At 62.5% G+C, this 18,485-nt stretch carries 15 protein-coding genes; 7 read left to right on the top strand and 8 right to left on the bottom strand.

Features of this window, described 5'->3' with window-relative positions; translation table 11 throughout:
- Window positions 1–276: 276 nt before the first annotated feature.
- The gene (gene aceB / locus CK627_RS11720) at window positions 277–1,884 is read left to right on the top strand and encodes a malate synthase A (RefSeq protein WP_042051994.1); all 1,608 of its coding nucleotides are present in this window, start codon (window positions 277–279) and stop codon (window positions 1,882–1,884) included.
- Window positions 1,885–1,957: 73 nt separating this feature from the next.
- A complete protein-coding gene (gene aceA / locus CK627_RS11715; RefSeq protein WP_005302742.1) occupies window positions 1,958–3,271 on the top strand; it encodes an isocitrate lyase in 1,314 nt (437 codons plus the stop codon).
- Window positions 3,272–3,383: 112 nt separating this feature from the next.
- On the opposite strand, the gene hda is transcribed toward aceA, so the two are convergent.
- The 3 genes from hda to upp form a co-directional block, all read right to left on the bottom strand.
- Window positions 3,384–4,085, bottom strand: a complete 702-nt coding sequence (hda, locus tag CK627_RS11710) for a DnaA inactivator Hda (protein ID WP_167385327.1) — start codon at window positions 4,083–4,085, stop codon at window positions 3,384–3,386.
- Window positions 4,086–4,300: 215 nt separating this feature from the next.
- Entirely contained in the window at window positions 4,301–5,320 is a 1,020-nt protein-coding gene (locus tag CK627_RS11705; protein ID WP_095592412.1) for a DUF2066 domain-containing protein, read from the bottom strand.
- Between the two features lie 144 nt (window positions 5,321–5,464).
- Window positions 5,465–6,091 (bottom strand): uracil phosphoribosyltransferase, encoded by a 627-nt coding sequence (upp, locus tag CK627_RS11700; protein WP_005302745.1) that lies wholly within the window; start codon window positions 6,089–6,091, stop codon window positions 5,465–5,467.
- 175 nt (window positions 6,092–6,266) lie between these two features.
- On the opposite strand from upp, the gene purM reads away from it, so the two are divergent.
- Entirely contained in the window at window positions 6,267–7,304 is a 1,038-nt protein-coding gene (gene purM / locus CK627_RS11695) for a phosphoribosylformylglycinamidine cyclo-ligase (RefSeq protein ID WP_005302746.1), read from the top strand.
- Entirely contained in the window at window positions 7,301–7,939 is a 639-nt protein-coding gene (gene purN, locus CK627_RS11690) for a phosphoribosylglycinamide formyltransferase (protein ID WP_094696670.1), read from the top strand. Before purM ends, purN begins: the two co-directional genes overlap by 4 nt.
- A 118-nt stretch (window positions 7,940–8,057) precedes the next feature.
- Here the strand turns inward: purN and CK627_RS11685 are convergent, their stop codons facing one another.
- From CK627_RS11685 to CK627_RS11665, 5 genes are all read right to left on the bottom strand, one after another.
- Window positions 8,058–8,819, bottom strand: a complete 762-nt coding sequence (locus tag CK627_RS11685; RefSeq protein WP_095592411.1) for a Nif3-like dinuclear metal center hexameric protein — start codon at window positions 8,817–8,819, stop codon at window positions 8,058–8,060.
- A gap of 147 nt (window positions 8,820–8,966) precedes the next feature.
- Entirely contained in the window at window positions 8,967–10,310 is a 1,344-nt protein-coding gene (locus CK627_RS11680) for a sigma-54-dependent transcriptional regulator (RefSeq protein WP_095592410.1), read from the bottom strand.
- Between the two features lie 76 nt (window positions 10,311–10,386).
- Window positions 10,387–11,421, bottom strand: a complete 1,035-nt coding sequence (locus tag CK627_RS11675) for a sensor histidine kinase (protein ID WP_095592409.1) — start codon at window positions 11,419–11,421, stop codon at window positions 10,387–10,389.
- A gap of 106 nt (window positions 11,422–11,527) precedes the next feature.
- Window positions 11,528–12,949: a sigma-54 dependent transcriptional regulator gene (locus CK627_RS11670; RefSeq protein ID WP_167385326.1), complete on the bottom strand. Its 1,422-nt coding sequence runs from the start codon at window positions 12,947–12,949 to the stop codon at window positions 11,528–11,530.
- A 279-nt stretch (window positions 12,950–13,228) separates the two neighbouring features.
- On the bottom strand, window positions 13,229–14,098 hold the full coding sequence (locus CK627_RS11665; RefSeq protein WP_041203635.1) for a DUF2726 domain-containing protein: 870 nt from the start codon (window positions 14,096–14,098) through the stop codon (window positions 13,229–13,231).
- Window positions 14,099–14,308: 210 nt separating this feature from the next.
- Between CK627_RS11665 and CK627_RS11660 the strand changes: the two genes are divergently transcribed.
- From CK627_RS11660 to ppx, 3 genes are all read left to right on the top strand, one after another.
- Window positions 14,309–14,821, top strand: a complete 513-nt coding sequence (locus CK627_RS11660; RefSeq protein ID WP_005302753.1) for a glycine cleavage system transcriptional repressor — start codon at window positions 14,309–14,311, stop codon at window positions 14,819–14,821.
- Between the two features lie 75 nt (window positions 14,822–14,896).
- The gene (ppk1, locus tag CK627_RS11655) at window positions 14,897–16,966 is read left to right on the top strand and encodes a polyphosphate kinase 1 (protein WP_095592408.1); all 2,070 of its coding nucleotides are present in this window, start codon (window positions 14,897–14,899) and stop codon (window positions 16,964–16,966) included.
- On the top strand, window positions 16,956–18,446 hold the full coding sequence (gene ppx, locus CK627_RS11650) for an exopolyphosphatase (RefSeq protein WP_095592407.1): 1,491 nt from the start codon (window positions 16,956–16,958) through the stop codon (window positions 18,444–18,446). Before ppk1 ends, ppx begins: the two co-directional genes overlap by 11 nt.
- The last annotated feature ends 39 nt before the right edge of the window (window positions 18,447–18,485 follow it).

Raw genomic sequence — 18,485 nt, 5'->3', positions numbered from 1 at the left:
TGTTCTCCCCCCGATATGGGGCCGCCGCGAAGGGATGGAAAACAAGAGCATAACCATCTGCATAGAGTTTTTGCGCTAATTAAACAAATCCTTTTAAAACATAAAGTTAATGTCATGACCAAAACAGGCGTTTTAAAAAAGCTGTTGACGAATAGAGCAATATTTCGCACCTTATGAATCGTGTTATCCCGTTGTTACGGGAAGATTGAAAAAACAGAGATCGACTTTAGTCGTAGTTAATTAGTTCAAAATGTAATTCTCAAAGGAGTGAACACTATGTCGGCACCGGCCCAGACCCACTGTAGCGCCCGTCTGCGCATCCAGGGCGAAATGCATCCCGATTACGCGCAAATTCTGACGCCGGACGCGGTGGCCCTGGTATCCGAACTGGTGGAACGCTTTGCTCCCCAACGGGACGAATTGTTGAAACAACGTGTGGCACGCCAGGCACGTATCGATGGCGGCGAGCTGCCGGACTTCCTGCCTGAGACTGCCCACATCCGCGCCAGCGACTGGACAGTACGCGGCATTCCTGCCGACCTGCAGGATCGCCGTGTGGAGATCACAGGCCCGGTCGAGCGCAAGATGGTGATCAACGCCCTCAACGCCAACGTCAAGGTGTTCATGGCGGACTTCGAAGATTCGCTGGCCCCCGCCTGGAACAAGGTGATCGAGGGTCAAATCAACCTGCGCGATGCGGTCAATGGCACCATTGCCTACCAGAGCCCGGAGGGGAAATCCTATACCCTCAATGCGGATCCTGCGGTGCTCATCTGCCGGGTGCGCGGTCTGCACCTGCCGGAGAAACACGTCACCTTTGATGGTGCCCCCATTCCCGGCGGCCTGTTCGACTTCGCCCTCTATTTCCTGCACAACCACAAGGCGCTGCTGGCCAAGGGATCCGGCCCCTACTTCTACGTACCCAAGTTGCAGAGCCACCTGGAAGGGCGCTGGTGGAGCGAGGTGTTCGCCTGGACTGAAGACAAGTTCGGCCTGCCCCGCGGCACCATCAAGGCCACCGTGCTGATCGAAACCCTGCCGGCGGTGTTCGAGATGGACGAGCTGCTCTATCAGATGAAGGATCACATCGTCGCCCTCAACTGCGGCCGCTGGGACTACATCTTCAGCTACATCAAGACCCTGAAGAACCACCCGGATCGCGTCCTGCCGGACCGCCAGGTGGTGACCATGGACAAACCGTTCCTGAGTGCCTATTCGCGTCTGCTGATCAAGACCTGTCACAAGCGCGGCGCGCTGGCGATGGGGGGCATGGCTGCCTTCATTCCGGCCAAGGATGCCGCCGTCAACGAGCAGGTCTTCGCCAAGGTACATGCCGACAAACAGCGTGAAGCCGACAACGGTCACGATGGCACCTGGGTGGCCCACCCGGGCCTGGCCGACACCGCCATGGCCGTGTTCAACGCCACCATCCCGGCCGGCGCCAAGAACCAGATCGGCGTGCTGCGCGAGCAGGATGCCCCCATCACAGCCGCCGACCTGCTGGCACCCTGCGAGGGCGAGCGCACCGAGGCAGGCATGCGCACCAACATCCGGGTCGCTCTGCAATACCTAGAGGCCTGGATCAATGGCAACGGCTGCGTGCCCATCTACGGTCTGATGGAAGATGCGGCTACCGCCGAGATCTCCCGCACCTCCATCTGGCAGTGGATCCGCCACGGCAAGAGCCTCTCCAACGGCCAGGTGGTGACCAAGGATCTGTTCCGCCAGATGCTGGCCGAGGAGCAGGAGGTGGTCAAACGCGAGGTGGGCGAAGCCCGCTGGCAGTCGGGTCGCTTCGCCGAGGCGAGCGCCCTGATGGAAGAGATCACCTGCGCCGATACCCTGATCGATTTTCTGACGCTGCCCGGTTACGAGCGGCTCTGAATCACGGGCTCCGCAAGGGGCTCGCCAATAACAAGTCAATGGAAACGTGAAATCAATGAAAGAGGGAACTGATATGGCACTGACCCGTGAGCAACAGATCCAGGCTATCGAGAAAGACTGGGCACAGAACCCCCGCTGGAAAGGGATCAAGCGCGGCTACAGCGCCGAGGACGTGGTCAACCTGCGCGGCAGCCTGCAGCCGCAGCACACCCTGGCCCAACGTGGCGCCGACAAGCTGTGGGAGCTGATCCACGGCGGCGCCAAGAAGGGCTACGTCAACTGTCTCGGCGCCCTGACCGGCGGCCAGGCGGTGCAACAGGCCAAGGCGGGGATCGAGGCGATTTACCTCTCCGGCTGGCAGGTAGCGGCAGACAACAACCTCTCCTCCACCATGTATCCGGATCAGTCCCTCTATCCGGCCAACTCGGTGCCGTCGGTGGTGGAGCGCATCAACAACTCCTTCGCCCGTGCCGACCAGATCCAGTGGGCCAACAAGGTCGGACCGCAAGACGAGGGTTTCATCGACTACTTCCTCCCCATAGTCGCGGATGCGGAAGCCGGCTTCGGCGGCGTGCTGAACGCCTTCGAGCTGATGAAGGGGATGATTGAAGCTGGCGCCGCCGGCGTGCACTTCGAAGATCAGCTCGCTTCCGTCAAGAAGTGCGGCCATATGGGTGGCAAGGTGCTAGTCCCGACCCAGGAAGCGGTGCAGAAGCTCGTCGCGGCTCGTCTGGCGGCCGACGTGTGCGGCACCAGCACCCTGGTGATCGCCCGTACCGACGCCAACGCGGCAGACCTGCTGACCACGGATGCGGATCCTTACGATGCGGACTTCCTGACCGGTGAGCGCACCGCCGAAGGTTTCTACAAGGTGCGTGCAGGCATCGATCAGGCCATCGCCCGCGGTCTGGCCTACGCCCCCTACGCCGATATGGTGTGGTGCGAAACCGCCAAGCCGGATCTGGACGAGGCGCGCAAGTTTGCCGAAGCGATCAAGGCCCAGTTCCCGGATCGCATCCTGGCCTACAACTGCTCCCCGAGCTTCAACTGGAAGAAGAACCTGGACGATGCCACCATCGCCCGCTTCCAGCAGGAACTGTCCGACATGGGTTACAAGTACCAGTTCATCACCCTGGCAGGGATCCACAACATGTGGTTCCACATGTACGAGTTGGCCTACCAGTACGCCCGTGGCGAAGGGATGAAGCACTACGTCGAGATGGTGCAACAGCCCGAGTTCGCCGCTGCCGAGCGGGGCTACACCTTCGTGGCACACCAGCAAGAGGTGGGCACCGGTTACTTTGACAAGGTGACCACCGTCATCCAGGGTGGCCAATCCTCGGTGACCGCTTTAACGGGTTCCACCGAAGAAGATCAGTTCCACTGATAGCCAGAACTCTTTGAGAAAGTCCTTGAGATAGCAAAACCCCGGCCACTGGCCGGGGTTTCTTTTTATTCATTGCTTAGGCGTCGCTCACGCTCAAAAACACCCGAAGGGCTCAGAGCTCGAGGATCTCTTTAACAAAGGGGATAGTCAGCTTGCGCTTGGCACGAAAAGAGGCGTTGTCGAGCTGATTGAGGGTGGTGAGCAGGGTGCGCATGTCGCGCGAGAGGCGGTTGAGCAGGAAGCGGCCCACGTCGATGGGCAGTTTGAAGCCCCGCAGCTCGGCACGCAGCTGCAGGGCACTGAGCTTGCCCTCATCGTCCAGCTCGTCGAGGTGGAAGCTCACCCCCCAATCGAGGCGGGAGGCGAGATCCGGCAGCTGCAGCCCCAGTTTGCGCGGCGCGCTGCAACCGGTCACCACCAGGGTCCCCTCGCCCTTCTCCTTCCAGCGGTTGTAGAAGTCGAACAAAGCGCGCTCCCACAGCGAATTGCCGGCGATCGCTTCCAGGCTGTCGAGGCAGACCAGCGGCAGGCTTTCGAGGGCGTCGAGCATGCTGGGATCCAGCTGTTCGAACTGATCGAGGGAGAGATAGGCGGCGGCAGCGTCGCGAGCATTGACCTCGGCGCAGGTGGCGTGCAGCAGATGGGAGCGGCCCGATCCCTTGGCCCCCCAGAAATAGAGGAAAGGCGAACCCTGACCAATGGCCGCATTCTTGAGGGCGGTGATCAGATGAGCATTGTTGCCGGGATAAAAACTGACGAAGGTTTCATCATCCGGTAGTTGTACGGCTAAAGACAGTTGGGCCGGTTGCTTCACTCGTTGGGCTTTGACTGTGACATTTGCGGGCAAGTGTATCATCGTGAAGGCGGATAGAGAACCGCCCGGACGATGCCGGGCGGTGTGGATCCTCATAAAGGATCCAGGCTGCGACCATTGCTAACGGGAACGGCTACTCCTTGGCCGGCGCACCCAAGCCCTGGCAGGAGAGCGCCCATACCTCACGGCCGAACGGTCAGGATCCTCGACCAGGATCAGGGCTGCGACCACTGGTAGCTCAGCCCCTCTGGGGTATCCGCCAGCTGGCGCAACCGGCTCTCCAGCTGCAGCCCGCGGATGAGCTCGGCCTTGTCCCCCTGCAGGCTCAGGTTGAAGGTCACCTTGTCCCCCTCCAGTTTGCCAATCTCCACCTTGGTGACGCTGGCCATCCCCTGCAGCATTTTCTGCACCGTGATCATGCCGTCGATACCGGACAGCCCCTCCACCACCAGCGTCTGGCTGGAGGCAACACCGGAGATGCGCGCCCCGTAGTTCTGCACCAGCCAGCCCGCCAGGGCATCGGCGAACGTCTGCGCTACCTCGGCCTGGCTGCCGGCGCCCTCGCCCCTGGTCAGTTCACTCAGCTCACCGCCAGCCTTGGGCCCGTAGAGACCCCAGTCGATGCTCCACTTGTCCCCCTCCGGGGTGAGCTTGCCCAGCACCACCATCTCGGCACCGTAACGCTGGCTCGCCTTGAGGATGGGATCTGCGAAACGGCCCCAGACGTCGGTGGCATTGACCGCCATGTTGTCATCCAAGTCCATCAGCGGAATGCTGACCGGCAGCCCCATCGCCTGGGCCTGGGTACGCAGGGCGGCGGCCCAGCCGTCGCTGGACTGATCCGGCAGAATGCGCCGCTCCCCTTCATTGATCACCAGCCAGATGGCGACCTGCGGCCGGGCCGGGCCCAGCAGGGCGAACTTGCTCTCGGCCACCAGGGCATTGACCTTGGTCACGTCGAAATCGGCCTTGAGAAACTTCACCGGCCCCACGTCCTGATAACCGTAGTGCTGCACGAACGCACCGGGGGCCGCCAACGCCTTGACCACCGCCGGCTGGGTCAGGATGTCGCGCTTGCCGGTCACCTTGACGAGCACCTCGCCCAGGGCCTGGGACTGGGCTGCCGCCATGTCGCCGCTGGTGGGGGCCTTGCCCTGATAGAGATCGGTCACCTGGGCGGCCGACACCATGAATGACAAGCCGCAGCAGAGGGCGGTCACAACACGTTTGAGCATGAGAAAAGTCTCGAAATGGGAGATGGTGCTTATGGTAGCGGCAAGGCGCGCATGGCAGCAAGCCGGGGGCGGGAGAAACAGCGGAGCCGGCGAGGTGCCGGCTCCGTTTGCGCGCCTGCAGGCACGCGATGAGGCGATCGCGGCTTACTTGGTGCCGAAGATCTTGTCGCCGGCGTCGCCCAGACCCGGGACAATGTAGCCCTTCTCGTTCAGGCCCTGGTCGATAGAGGCGCAGAACAGCTCCACGTCCGGGTGAGCGGCTTCCAGCGCCTTGATGCCTTCCGGCGCGGCAACCAGCACCAGCACCTTGATGGACTGGCAGCCCTTCTTCTTGAGCAGGTCGATGGTGGCGATCATGGAGCCGCCGGTGGCCAGCATGGGGTCGATGACCAGCGCCAGACGCTCTTCGATGTTGCTGACGATCTTCTCGAAGTAGGGAACCGGCTGCAGGGTCTCTTCGTCGCGGTAGATACCGACCACGCTGACGCGGGCGCTCGGCATGTGCTCCAGCACGCCATCCATCATGCCCAGACCGGCACGCAGGATGGGCACCACGGTGACCTTCTTGCCCTTGATCTGGTCAACTTCCACTGGCCCGTTCCAGCCATCGATGGTAACCTTCTCGGTTTCGAAGTCAGAGGTCGCTTCGTAGGTCAACAAACTGCCCACTTCCTTGGCCAGTTCACGGAAACGCTTGGTGCTGATATCGCCTTCACGCATCAGACCGATCTTGTGCTTGACCAGGGGGTGTTTGACTTCAACGACTTTCATTATTATCTCCTCTAACTGCCGCAAAAAAATCGCGGAATCATACAACAAAAGCCGCCGCTTGTAGAGCATTTCTGCGCAAAAACGCGCAAACGATTTCCTTTCTGGTTTTTCACCGCCACTGTTAGAATACGCCCCGAATTTTACCCTCCACTTGTTTAAATGACGGGGAATACGCGTGACTGACAAAACCTCACTGAGCTACAAGGATGCTGGCGTGGATATCGATGCCGGCAATGCACTGGTTGAACGTATCAAGGGCGTGTCAAAGCGCACTCGTCGTCCTGAAGTCCTTGGTGGTCTTGGCGGCTTTGGGGCCTTGTGTCAAATCCCTGCGGGCTACAAGGAGCCGGTGCTGGTCTCCGGCACCGACGGGGTGGGCACCAAGCTGCGCCTCGCCATCGACCTGAAGAAGCACGACACCGTGGGCATCGATCTGGTGGCCATGTGCGTCAATGACCTGATCGTGCAGGGCGCCGAGCCCCTCTTCTTCCTCGATTACTATGCCACCGGCAAGCTGGACGTCGACACCGCCGCGGCCGTGGTCACCGGCATCGGTGCCGGCTGCGAGCAGTCCGGCTGTGCCCTGGTGGGCGGCGAAACCGCCGAGATGCCGGGCATGTATGAAGGGGAAGATTACGACATCGCCGGTTTCTGCGTCGGCGTGGTGGAGAAGAGCGAGATCATCGACGGCAGCAAGGTCGGCGACGGGGATGCCCTGATCGCCCTGGCCGCCAGCGGCCCCCACTCCAACGGCTTCTCCCTCATTCGCAAGATCCTGGAAGTCTCCAAGGCCGACGTGCAGCAGCCGCTGGGTGACACCACCCTGGCCAATGCCTTGCTGGAGCCGACCCGCATCTATGTGAAACCCGTGCTCAAGCTCATCAAGGAGTGCGAGATCCACGCCCTCTCCCACATCACCGGTGGCGGTTTCTGGGAGAACATCCCGCGCGTGCTGCCCGCCAACACCCAGGCGGTGATCGACGAGCAGAGCTGGCAGTGGCCGGCGGTGTTCAGCTGGCTGCAAGAAGCCGGCAACGTCACCCGCCACGAGATGTACCGCACCTTCAACTGCGGCGTCGGCATGATCATCGCCCTGCCGGCGGATCAGCTTGAAAAAGCGTTGACCCTGCTCAAGGCAGAAGGCGAAAACGCCTGGCATATCGGCCACATCGCCAAGGCGGCCGATGGCGAGGAGCAGGTCATCATCCAATGATGCGGATCCTGGTCCTTATCTCCGGCAACGGCAGCAACCTGCAGACCATTCTCGACAGTTGCGCCGACGGCAAGATTGCCGGTCAGGTGGTCGGCGTCATCAGCAACAAGGCCGATGCCTACGGGCTGGTGCGCGCCAAAGAGGCGGGGGTGGCCACCGCCATCCTCGCCCAGCAGCAGTTTGCCAGTCGGGAAGAGTATGACGCCGCCCTGCTGGCGCTGATGAACGACTATCAGCCCGACCTGGTGGTGCTGGCCGGCTTTATGCGGATCCTGAGTGCCGACCTGGTGCGGCACTTTGCCGGTCGGATGGTCAACATCCACCCCTCCCTGCTGCCCAAGTACCAAGGGCTGCATACCCATCAGCGCGCCATCGACGCCGGTGACGACGAACACGGCGCCAGCGTCCACTTCGTCACCGAAGAGCTCGACGGCGGCCCGGTGATCCTGCAGGCGCGCGTCCCCATCTTCGAAGGGGACACGGCCGAAGAGGTGGCAGCCCGGGTGCAGGTGCAGGAGCACAGCATCTACCCGCTGGTGGTGCAGTGGTTCTGTGAAGGCAGGCTGCAGATGCTGGAGGGGGCCGCCCTGCTTGACGGCACCCTGCTCGGCCCCGCGGGTTATGCCAGCGAGTAACGGTTAACCGCAACATGCAAAATAGAACAAGGGAGGCTTCGGCCTCCCTTGTCATTTCTATCTACCAGCGCACTTGCTGCAGTCAGGTCCGATTACCCCGCTACGCGGCTAAACGAACCTAAACCGGATTGTCGATATCGATAAAGGTCACATCCAGCCCGTGCACCGTCGCCAGCCACTCCCCCAGCGCCTTGACACCGTAACGCTCGGTGGCGTGGTGACCGGCAGCGTAGAAGTGCATCCCCATCTCGCGGGCGGTGTGGATGGTCTGCTCGGAGGCTTCGCCGGAGATGAAGGCATCGATGCCCTGCTCCGCCGCCAGATTGATGTAGCTCTGGCCGCCACCGGTGCACCAGGCCACCGAGCGAATGAGCTCGGGGCCGCTGTCGCCGCAATGGAGCGGTTCACGGCCAAGGCGCTCGGCAATCAGCTTGGCAAAATCGGCGCCGCTCATGGGCTCTTCCAGCTTGCCCACCATGGCGACGCTCTTGCTGTTCCAAGGCTCGAGGCCGCGGCGCACCTTGATGCCCAACAACTGGGCCAGCTGGACGTTGTTGCCCACCTCGGGGTGCACGTCCAGCGGCAGGTGATAGGCAAACAGGTTGATGTCGTGGGTCAGCAGGGTCTTGATGCGGCGCTGTTTCATGCCGGTGATCTGGGCCGGCTCGCCGCTCCAGAAGTAGCCGTGATGAACCAGGATGGCGTCAGCATCGGCGGCCACGGCCGCATCGATCAGGGCCTGGCTGGCGGTGACGCCGGTCACCACCTTGCGAATGCGCTCACGCCCCTCCACCTGCAGGCCATTGGGGCAGTAATCCTTGATGGCGTGCGGTTCGAGCAGATGATTGAGTACGGTTTCGAGTTTTCGATGAGAGATCATAGGGGTCCCTTATAAAGGCGCCGACCCCAGTGCTGCGATGCAGACAGGGATCGGGCTCATAACGCCGAGGCCCCATGATAATCGAGGCCGGCCGCCAAGACCATGATGCCTCCCGCACTGTGGCCCCTGGTCGGGCCCGGAATGGCTTCAGGCCGGCAGGTCGATCCCCGCCTCGCGCATCTGGGCCAGCTTGTAGCGCAGGGTGCGCGGGCTGATGCCGAGCCGGTCGGCCACCGCCTTGCGGCTGCCGTTGCAATCCTGCAGGGTGTCGAGAATGATCTGATGCTCCTGCTGCTTGAGCTCGCTGCCCAGGTGTTCGCTGCCGCTGCTGCGCTCACTGCCGACAAGGCGGATCTCCTCTTCCTCCACCTCTTCCAGGATCAGGTGCTCGCAGCCGATGAGGCCGTCCGGGCTCAGAATGAGGGCGCGCTGCACAACGTTGTCGAGCTCGCGCACGTTGCCGGGCCAGGGGTGAGCCAGCAGCCGCTCGCGCGCGGGTTCTGTGAGCTGCGGTGTCGGCAATCCCTGTTGGCCGGCATGCAGTGCCAGCAGGTGCTCCGCCAGCGGCAGTATGTCGCCGGGACGCTCCCACAGCGCCGTCCAGCGCAGCGGGAAGACATTGAGGCGGTAGTAGAGATCCTCGCGAAACAGGCCGTCCTGCACCGCTTTTTTCAGATCCCGGTTGCTGGTGGCGATGACCCGCACGTCGAGCGGGATCATCTTGCGACTGCCGAGCCGCTCCACCTCTTTCTCCTGCAGCACCCGCAGCAGCTTGGCCTGCAGCCCCAGATCCATCTCGGTGATCTCGTCGAGCAGCAGGGTCCCCCCCTGGGCCTGTTCGAACTTGCCGGGGCAGCCCTGCACCGCGCCGGTAAAGGCCCCCTTCTCGTAGCCAAACAGGGTCGCCTCCAGCATGTTTTCCGGAATGGCGGCGCAGTTGATGGCGACGAACGTCTGTTCGGCGCGGCTGGAGTTATCGTGGATGTAGCGGGCCAGCACCTCTTTGCCCGTCCCGCTCGGACCGGTCACCATCACGGTGGCTTCGCTTCTGGCCACCCGGGTCGCCAGCTGGAACAGCTCGGCGGTCTTGGGATCGCCGTAGACCACGGCCCGCTTCTCCACCTTCTGGGCCGGCACATAGCGGCTGACCTGGTTGAGCAGCACCTCGGGCGAGAAGGGCTTGGCCAGATAATCGATGGCACCTTCGCGCATGGCGCGCACAGCCCCGTCGATGTTGGCGTAGGCGGTCATCAACAGCACCGGCACCTGAGGATATTGCTGACGAATGTTGGCCAGCAGGGTCAGGCCATCCATGCCCCCCATCTGGATATCCGAGATCACCATGTCGAAGCTCTGGCGTGACAGGGCCAGCAGGGCCCGCTCACCGCTGTCCACCTCGCGGCACTCATAGCCGCCGAGCAACAGGGTATCCATCAGCGCTTCGCGCAGGCCATTGTCATCTTCCACTACCAGGATCCGGGCCTGAGTCATGCTACACCTCCCACCACAGCCAGCCTGGCCGCATTGATATTGATCCCTGCCGGATGGCGCTGACGCTCAACATGGCTCATGCGACACCTCCGAGCGGCACCGCCTGCTGATGCAGGGGGAACGACAGGGTAAAACAGGTGCCCTCGCCAGGGACCGAGGCCACGCTGACCTCCCCCTGATGGGCACGGACGACGGATTGCACCACCGCCAGCCCAAGACCTGTGCCCTGAGAGCGGGTGGTAAAAAAGGGTTCGAAGATCTGGCTGAGCAGGTGGGCGGGCATCCCCTTGCCGTTGTCGAGGATGCGCAGCTCCACCCGGGCGCCGCTGCGCACCGCGCTCACCAGCAAGGAGGTTGCCCCCGCCTGCTGGGCGTTGGCGATGAGGTTGTTGATGGCCCCCGCCAGCGCACTGTTGTTGGCCAGCAGGCAGAGATCGGGCTCCGGCGCCTCCATGTGCAGCTCGCAGCCCTGCTGGCTGCAAAATGCTTCAGCGCCGGCATGCACCTCGGCCAGCAGTCCTTGTACCGAGGTGGGGGTCACCACCTGGTTGTCGCCGTTGCGGGCAAACAGCAGGATGTCGTTGATCTGCTTCTCGAGATCCTGCAGGCGTGCCATCAGCTTTTGCTGGAACTGGCTGCGGGATTCGGGTTTGAGGGTGCGGTTGGCCAGGTTGGCGGCATAGAGCATGGCGGCGGAGAGCGGCGTGCGGATCTGGTGAGCCAGCGAGGCGGCCATGTTGCCAAGGGCTGACAACCGCTTCATGTGGTTGATGCGGTCTTGCAGCTGGCGGGTTTCGGTCAGATCGTTGATGAACACCAGCTGGCCCGGCTGATCCGGCAGCGGCTGGGTCGAGAGCTGGACCCGGCGCCCATCGCGCAGGGAGATCTCGTGGCCGTCATCCTCGCGAGGCTGAAAGCAGCGGTCGATGATCTGGCGCCAGGCCTGCCCTTCCAGCGGCTCCCCCAGCAGCGCCTTGGCAGCCGGATTGGCGCGGGTGATCCGCCCCTCGCCGTCGAGCAGCAAGACACCGGTGGGCAGCGCCGTGAAGATGGCGTAAAGCTGGCTCACCTCGTGAGACTGGAGCGGGGTTTCTTGCGGCTGGGCTGTCATAAAGCTGACCTCAAACTGGCGACTGAGTCAGCTTATTCAATTTCCATGCCACTAAAATTTATATATAAAATCAAAGCCTTGAAGTCAGGCGTCAAGGCTTTGACCCTTATGCTTCCTTGCTCATCCCGTATTTTTTCATCTTCTCCACCAGGGTGGTACGGCGCATGCCGAGCAGGTCGGCGGCGCGGGCCACCACCCCGTCCTGGGACTCCAGCGCCTGGCGGATCAGCTCCACTTCGAGGTCGGCCAGCATCTCCTTGAGGTTGACCCCCTCCTCCGGCAGTTGCATGGCGCGGGCGTGGCTGGCGGGCAGATCCAGCTCGGGCGGATCCTGAAACACGGCGGCCAGCGCATCGCGCTCGTCCATCTCGGTCAGCCGCTCGTCCCGCGGCTCGCAGGGCAGCAGCCGATAACGGCTCGGCAGGTCGGCCACATCGACGATCTGCTGCGGGTAGAGGATAAGCAGCCGCTCCAGCAGGTTGGAGAGCTCGCGCACGTTGCCCGGCCAAGGGTACTGCATCAGGGACTCCATGGCGCGCTGGGTCAGGCGGATCATCCCCTGGTGCAGCTCGGCGTGGCGATTGAGCAGCTCCTGCAGCAGCAGCGGGATGTCGTCGGCCCGATCCCGCAGCGGCGGGGTCTCGATGGGGAAGACATTGAGGCGATAGTAGAGATCTTCACGGAAGACCTGGGTGCGGATCATCGCCTCCAGATCCCGGTGGGTGGCCGCGATGATGCGCACGTCCGCCTGAATGGGCTTGCCACCACCGACCCGATCAAACATCCGCTCCTGCAGCACCCGCAGCAGCTTGACCTGCATCGGCAGCGGCATGTCGCCGATCTCGTCGAGAAACAGGGTGCCCCCCTGGGCCAGCTCGAAGCGGCCGCGCCGGGCGGCGATGGCGCCGGTGAAGGCCCCCTTCTCGTGGCCGAACAGCTCGCTCTCCAGCAGTTCGGCCGGGATGGCGCCGCAGTTGATGGGCACGAAGGGGCCCGCGCTTCGGGCCGAGAGTTCATGGATGGCGCGCGCCACCACCTCCTTGCCGGTACCCGATTCGCCGAGGATCAGCACGTTGGCATCGGTCTCGGCCACCTGGCTGATGAGCCGGCGCACCTCCTGGATCCCCTTGCCCTTGCCCACCAGCAGGCGCAGCAGCGCCTGCCCCTTGTCGTGGGTCTGTTGACGAGGATGGAGGGAGACGAAGGCCTGGCAAAAGTGCAGATGGCGGGTCAGGGATTCGTAGGTGAAAGGCGCCTCGGCCACCCCGATGAAGTTGCTGTTGGGGAAGTCGGCTTCCACCAGCGACAGGAAGGGTACCCGGGGAAAACCGGTCAGCAGCTCGCCCAGCGGCCGGCCATTGAGGGCACCGGTCAGTACCCCCTGCAGCGGGCCGGATGACTCGATGGCAACCTCCAGATCACCCTCGGCAACCTCCTGCCAGGGGATCCCCATGAACGAGAGAACTGTCCCCAACTGTTGGCGCCGCTGCGCATCGGCGTCAACAATCAACACTCCCATTGCCATCATATCCATCCCTCTATTCTCGACGTAACTTATTGTTTTATTGTGCTTATGTGGTCAAGCCACGCACTTTATGCAGGATGCACAAAGTGCCAAAATTCCGACGCATTGTCAAAATTTGTCGCATTTCACCTAAGTTTATCGACCCAACGGCGTCACAAGATAAATTTTGTCGACACTTTTTTTTGGGTAACGCGGGCAGGCCGCAGGCAAACAAGAGGAGGAGCGGAACAGGAGCGGGGTGCCTGCTTGCGGCCCGCAGCGGGCCGCAAGCAGGCAGGATGGTCAATGACGGGCGTGAGTGTGGGGCGCGGCGTAACGGCACTCGGGGAAGCGGCTGCAAGCCAGGAACAGGCGGCCGGCATGGGGTCCCTTCTTGGCTTCCCGCTCCACCAGCGGCGCATCGCAACGGGGGCAGTGCGGCACCTGATGGGGAGCCTCGTCTTCGTCCTCTTCCACCTCGGCAAACAGATTGTCCACCAGCTCGGCGTCGGCCGCCGGCAGCGGCGCGCTGCGTGGCGATACGATGGCCTTGATGGGGGCCACGGCCGGGGCTCGGCCACCATGGTGGGGCTCTTCCACCTCGACCCTGTCCAGCTGCAGAGGGCTGAAGGTGGGCTCGCGGCGCTCGCCCGGCAACAGATCCTCTTGCGGCAGATCCGTGCTGCGGTTCAGCAGCGGCAGGATCTGTTCGCGCAGCTCCTCGACCTGATAGTGGCTGCTCGCCGGGATCTGCAGCAGCGGCAGACCGGCGCTGTCAAAGGCCGCCTTGAGGAAGCTGTCCCGCGCCTTGCGCTTCTGATGACGGTGGGAGCTGTCATCGAGTTCGATGGCGCAGATAAAGGAGAGATCCGAGGGGTGGCAGAGCAGATAGTCCACGTGCTTGGCGCTGATCTTGTTGAAGGCCTGCTGCCACTTGCTCTTGCCCATCCCCGCCTCCGGCGTCAGCACATCGGCCACCCGCACCTTGGCAAAGACCCGGGCCTGGTCGCCCACCGCCAGATCCAGCACACCGAGGAAGGAGCGCTCCGCCGGGCTGAACAGGGTCTCCTGCAGCTCATAGGGCAGCGCCTTGCCCTTCTTGCCCCTGCTCCAGAAGATCGCCAGCAGAAGCAGCACCAACAACACCAATCCCGATACGACAAGGCTATTCATACGCGCACATCCCGCTCACCAGAGCCAGCTAGTTTCACAATACAAAACAGGGGCATCACTCTACCACGCGGCCGCGGGCGCAGGCAGTGCAGAAATGGCGTCAGCCCCCTCTTCGCCGCGCTTTTTCGCCATTTTTGCTGCCGGCGGGGCTTCATATGGCCTGTGACAGCAGGCACAATGCTGGAGAAACCCAATTCCAAGGAGAGCAGGATGCAAAAGCAATTGGTCGTGACCGTGATCGGAGCAGACAAGCCCGGTATCGTCGAGAGTCTGGCGGATGTCATCAGTCACCAGCAGGGCAACTGGCTGGCCAGCTCCATGAGCGAGCTGGCGGGACAGTTTGCCGGCATCCTGCACGTGAGCGTGCCTGACGAACACTACCGCAGCCTGTGCGAGGCGCTGGCCATGCTGCCCGGTCTCACCGTCAGCTTCGCCGAAGGCCAGCTCAGCCAGGAGCCGGAGCGGCAGGTAATGGTCAGCGTCACCGGCAACGACCGGGCCGGCATCGTCCACGAGGTGGCCAGCATCTTGCGCCAGCTCAACGTCAACGTGGCCGACCTCACCACCGGCTGCGAGCCCGCCCCCCACTCCGGAGCCCCGCTCTTCTACGCCCACGCCCTGGTGGCACTGCCGCCCCGGCTCGAACTGGGGGATCTCATCAGTGCGCTGGAGTCCCTCTCCGACGATCTGGTGGTCGACATCGACCAGGCCTTCATCGACTGAGCGGATGGTCATCAATCTGTCATATTTCCACGCCATAACTGCCGCGCAGACGCGACCTGACCACAGAGGCATCACATGAGCACCGACAAGCAGTATGAAGAGAAGGAGCTGAGTTGGCTCTCATTCAATGAACGGGTGTTGCAAGAGGCGATGGACAAGACGGTCCCGCTCATCGAGCGGGTCCGCTTCCTCGGGATCTTCTCCTCCAACCAGGACGAGTTCTTTAAAGTACGGGTGTCGGACGTCAAGCGCCGCATCCTGATCAACGAAGTGCACGGCGGCGACGACGAGGCCAAGGTGCTGCTGCGCGCCATCCAGCAGAAGGTGATGGCGCTCGGCGAAGCGTTCGACAACACCTACAAGGAGCTGTTGATAGCGCTGGCCCGCCACAACATCTTCCTGGTCAACGAGTACCAGCTCTCCGAATCCATCCAGCAGTGGCTGCGGGTTTTCTTCAAGGAGAAGGTGCTGCGCCACATCATCCCGATCCTGCTCAACAAAGAGGTCAACCCGGTCAAGTTTCTGAAAGACGAGTACACCTATCTGGCCATCGAGATGAAGAAGAACGGCCAGGTGATCCAGTACGCCCTGGTGGAGGTGCCGACCGACGATCTGCCCCGCTTCTTCCAGCTGCCGCCAGAAGGGACCCGCCGCAAGAAGCAGATCATCATCCTGGACAACGTCATCCGCTTCTGTCTGGACGAGATCTTCAAGGGCTTCTTCGATTACGACGAGATTGCCGCCTACGCGGTCAAGCTGACCCGGGATGCCGAGTATGACCTCTCCGACCAGCTGGACTTGAGCCTGGTGGACAAGATGAGTGATGGCTTGAAACAGCGCCTCACCGCCATGCCGGTGCGCTTCGTCTACGAGCGGGAGATGCCGGCAGCCATGATAAGCTTCTTGAAGCTCAAGCTGCAGATCAGCTCCTACGACGCCATCATGCCGGGCGGGCGCTATCACAACTTCAAGGATTTCATCGGCTTCCCCAACGTGGGCCGGGACTATCTGGAGAACCCCAAGCTGCCGGCCCTCGATTGCCGCGATTTTGACGGCTTCGTCAACGCCTTCGACGCCATCACCAAGCAGGACATACTGCTCTACTACCCGTACCACAAGTTCCACCACTTCACCGAGCTGGTGCGCCAGGCGGCGTTCGATCCGGCGGTGAGCGCCATTCGCATCAACATCTACCGGGTGGCCAAGAAGTCGCGCATCATCCACTCCCTCATCGACGCCGCCAACAACGGCAAGAAGGTGACAGTGGTGGTGGAGCTGCGCGCCCGCTTCGACGAGGCGGCCAACATCGACTGGGCCAATATCCTGACCAATGCGGGGGTCAAGGTGGTGTTCGGGGTGCCGAGCCTCAAGATCCACTCCAAGCTCTGCCTCATCACCCGCCACGAGAATGGCGAGGCGGTGCGCTATGCCCACATCGGCACCGGCAACTTCAACGAGAAGACCGCCAAGATCTACACCGACTTCTCCCTGCTGACCCGCCACCCAGACATCACCGCCGAGGTGGAGAGCGTGTTCGAATACATCGAATACCCCTACCGGCGCTACAAGTTCAATCACCTGCTGGTCTCCCCCATCAACAGCCGGCGCCAGCTCTATCGGCTCATCGACAACGAGCTCACCAACGCCAAAGCGGGGCAGCCTTGCGGCATCACCCTCAAGATCAACAACCTGGTGGACAGGGATCTCATCAACCGGCTCTACGCCGCCGGCCAGGCCGGGGTGCCCATCCAGATGATCATCCGCGGCATGTGCGCCCTGCGCCCCGGGGTACCGGGTCTTAGCGACAACATCCGGGTCATCAGCATCATCGACCGCTTCCTCGAACATCCGCGGGTGATGGTGTTCCACAACCGGGGCAACCCCCAGCTCTATATCTCCAGCGCCGACTGGATGAGCCGCAACATTGACGGTCGCATCGAGGTGGGCACCCCCATCTACGACGAGCGCCTTAAGCAGCGCATCCTGGATATTCTCAAGCTACAACTGAGTGACACCTGCAAGGCGCGGGTCATCGATGCCGACCAGAAGAACGAATACGTGAAGCGGGGCAACCGCCGCAAAATTCGCTCCCAGGTCGCGATTTACGACTACCTCAAACGCATAGAGTCAAACAATGGACAATAGCCTGTACGCCGCCGTCGATCTCGGCTCGAACAGCTTTCACATGGTGATCGCCCATCTCAGCGAGGGGCGCTTTCGCATCGTCGATCGCATCAAGGAGCGGGTGCGGCTGGCCGAAGGGATGGATGCCCACAAGCGGATGAGCCCGGAGGCGATGGCTCGCGGCCTCGCCTGCCTGTCGATCTTTGCCGAGCGGCTCACCAACATCAATCCGGATCAGATCCGCATCGCCGGTACCTACACGTTGCGCCGCGCCAGCAATGCCCGCGAGTTTGTGAGCGAGGCGGCCAAGGTGCTCAACCACCCCATCGAGATCATCAGCGGTCAGGAGGAGGCGCGCCTAATCTATCAGGGGGTCGCCCATACCCAGCACATCGAGGGACAGGTGCTGGTGGTGGACATCGGCGGCGGCAGCACCGAGCTCATCATCGGCGAAGGGTTCGAACACAAGGCGCTCACCAGCCGCAAGATGGGCTGCGTCAGCTTCACCCAGAGCTTCTTTGCCAACGGCAAGCTCGGCGAGAAAGCCTTCAATGGCGCCGTGCTGGAGGCTCAGCACCAGCTCGCCCCCATCATCAACCAGTACCGCAAGCTGGGCTGGCAGAGCTGCCTCGGCAGTTCGGGCTCGATCCGCACCGTGCGCGATGTGCTGCAGGGTGAGGGCTGGACCGACGGCAGCATCACGCTCGCCGGGCTGGAGCAGCTCAAACGGGAGATGCTGACCCACAAGCGGGTCGGCGATCTCAAGCTGGCCGGCCTCACCGAAGAGCGCCAGGAGGTGTTTGCCGCCGCGGTCGCCATCCTGATCGGGCTCTTCACCTCCCTGCCCATCGAACGGATGGAGTACTCCGACGGTGCCCTGCGCGAAGGCTTGCTGTATGAGTTCGAGGAGCGGCTGCAGCACCACGACATTCGCGAGCGCACCGCCCAGGCCCTCGGCACCCACTACCGGCTGGACCGAAAACAGGCCGCCCGGGTGGAGCAGAGCGTGCTGACCCTGTTTGATGCCCTGCAGGTGCCATGGCAACTGCCGGTAGAGCCCTATCGCGCCATCCTCGGCTGGGCGGCGCGACTGCACGAGATTGGCCTTGCCATCAACTACAGCGGCATCCACCGCCACTCCGCCTATATCCTGCAGCACACCGACCTGCCCGGCTTCAACCAGGACGATCAGGCCCTGCTGGCGGCCCTGGTGCGCTTCCAGCGCAAGGGGCTCAAACTCTCCGAGCTACCCGCCCTACCCAACCACGACGAGCAGACGGTGCTGCGCTGCATCCGCATCCTGCGACTCGCGGTGGCCGCCCACCACAGGCGTCAGGACAACCTGCTGCCCGAGTGGAAGGTCGCGGCGCAAGGCGATCAGCTGGTGGTGACCCTGCCACTCGACTGGTGTGAGGAGAACAAATTACTGATGCAGAATCTGGAGAAGGAGCACCGCTATTGCCAGGAGCAGGGCTGGCCACTGCTGTTCCAGCTCGGCTGAACGCGGACTACGGATGCAAAAAAGGCAGCCCATGGGCTG

It is taken from the genome of Aeromonas dhakensis (assembly GCF_002285935.1).
Classification (GTDB): domain Bacteria; phylum Pseudomonadota; class Gammaproteobacteria; order Enterobacterales; family Aeromonadaceae; genus Aeromonas; species Aeromonas dhakensis.
This window is presented reverse-complemented; position numbering and strand designations above follow the sequence as displayed.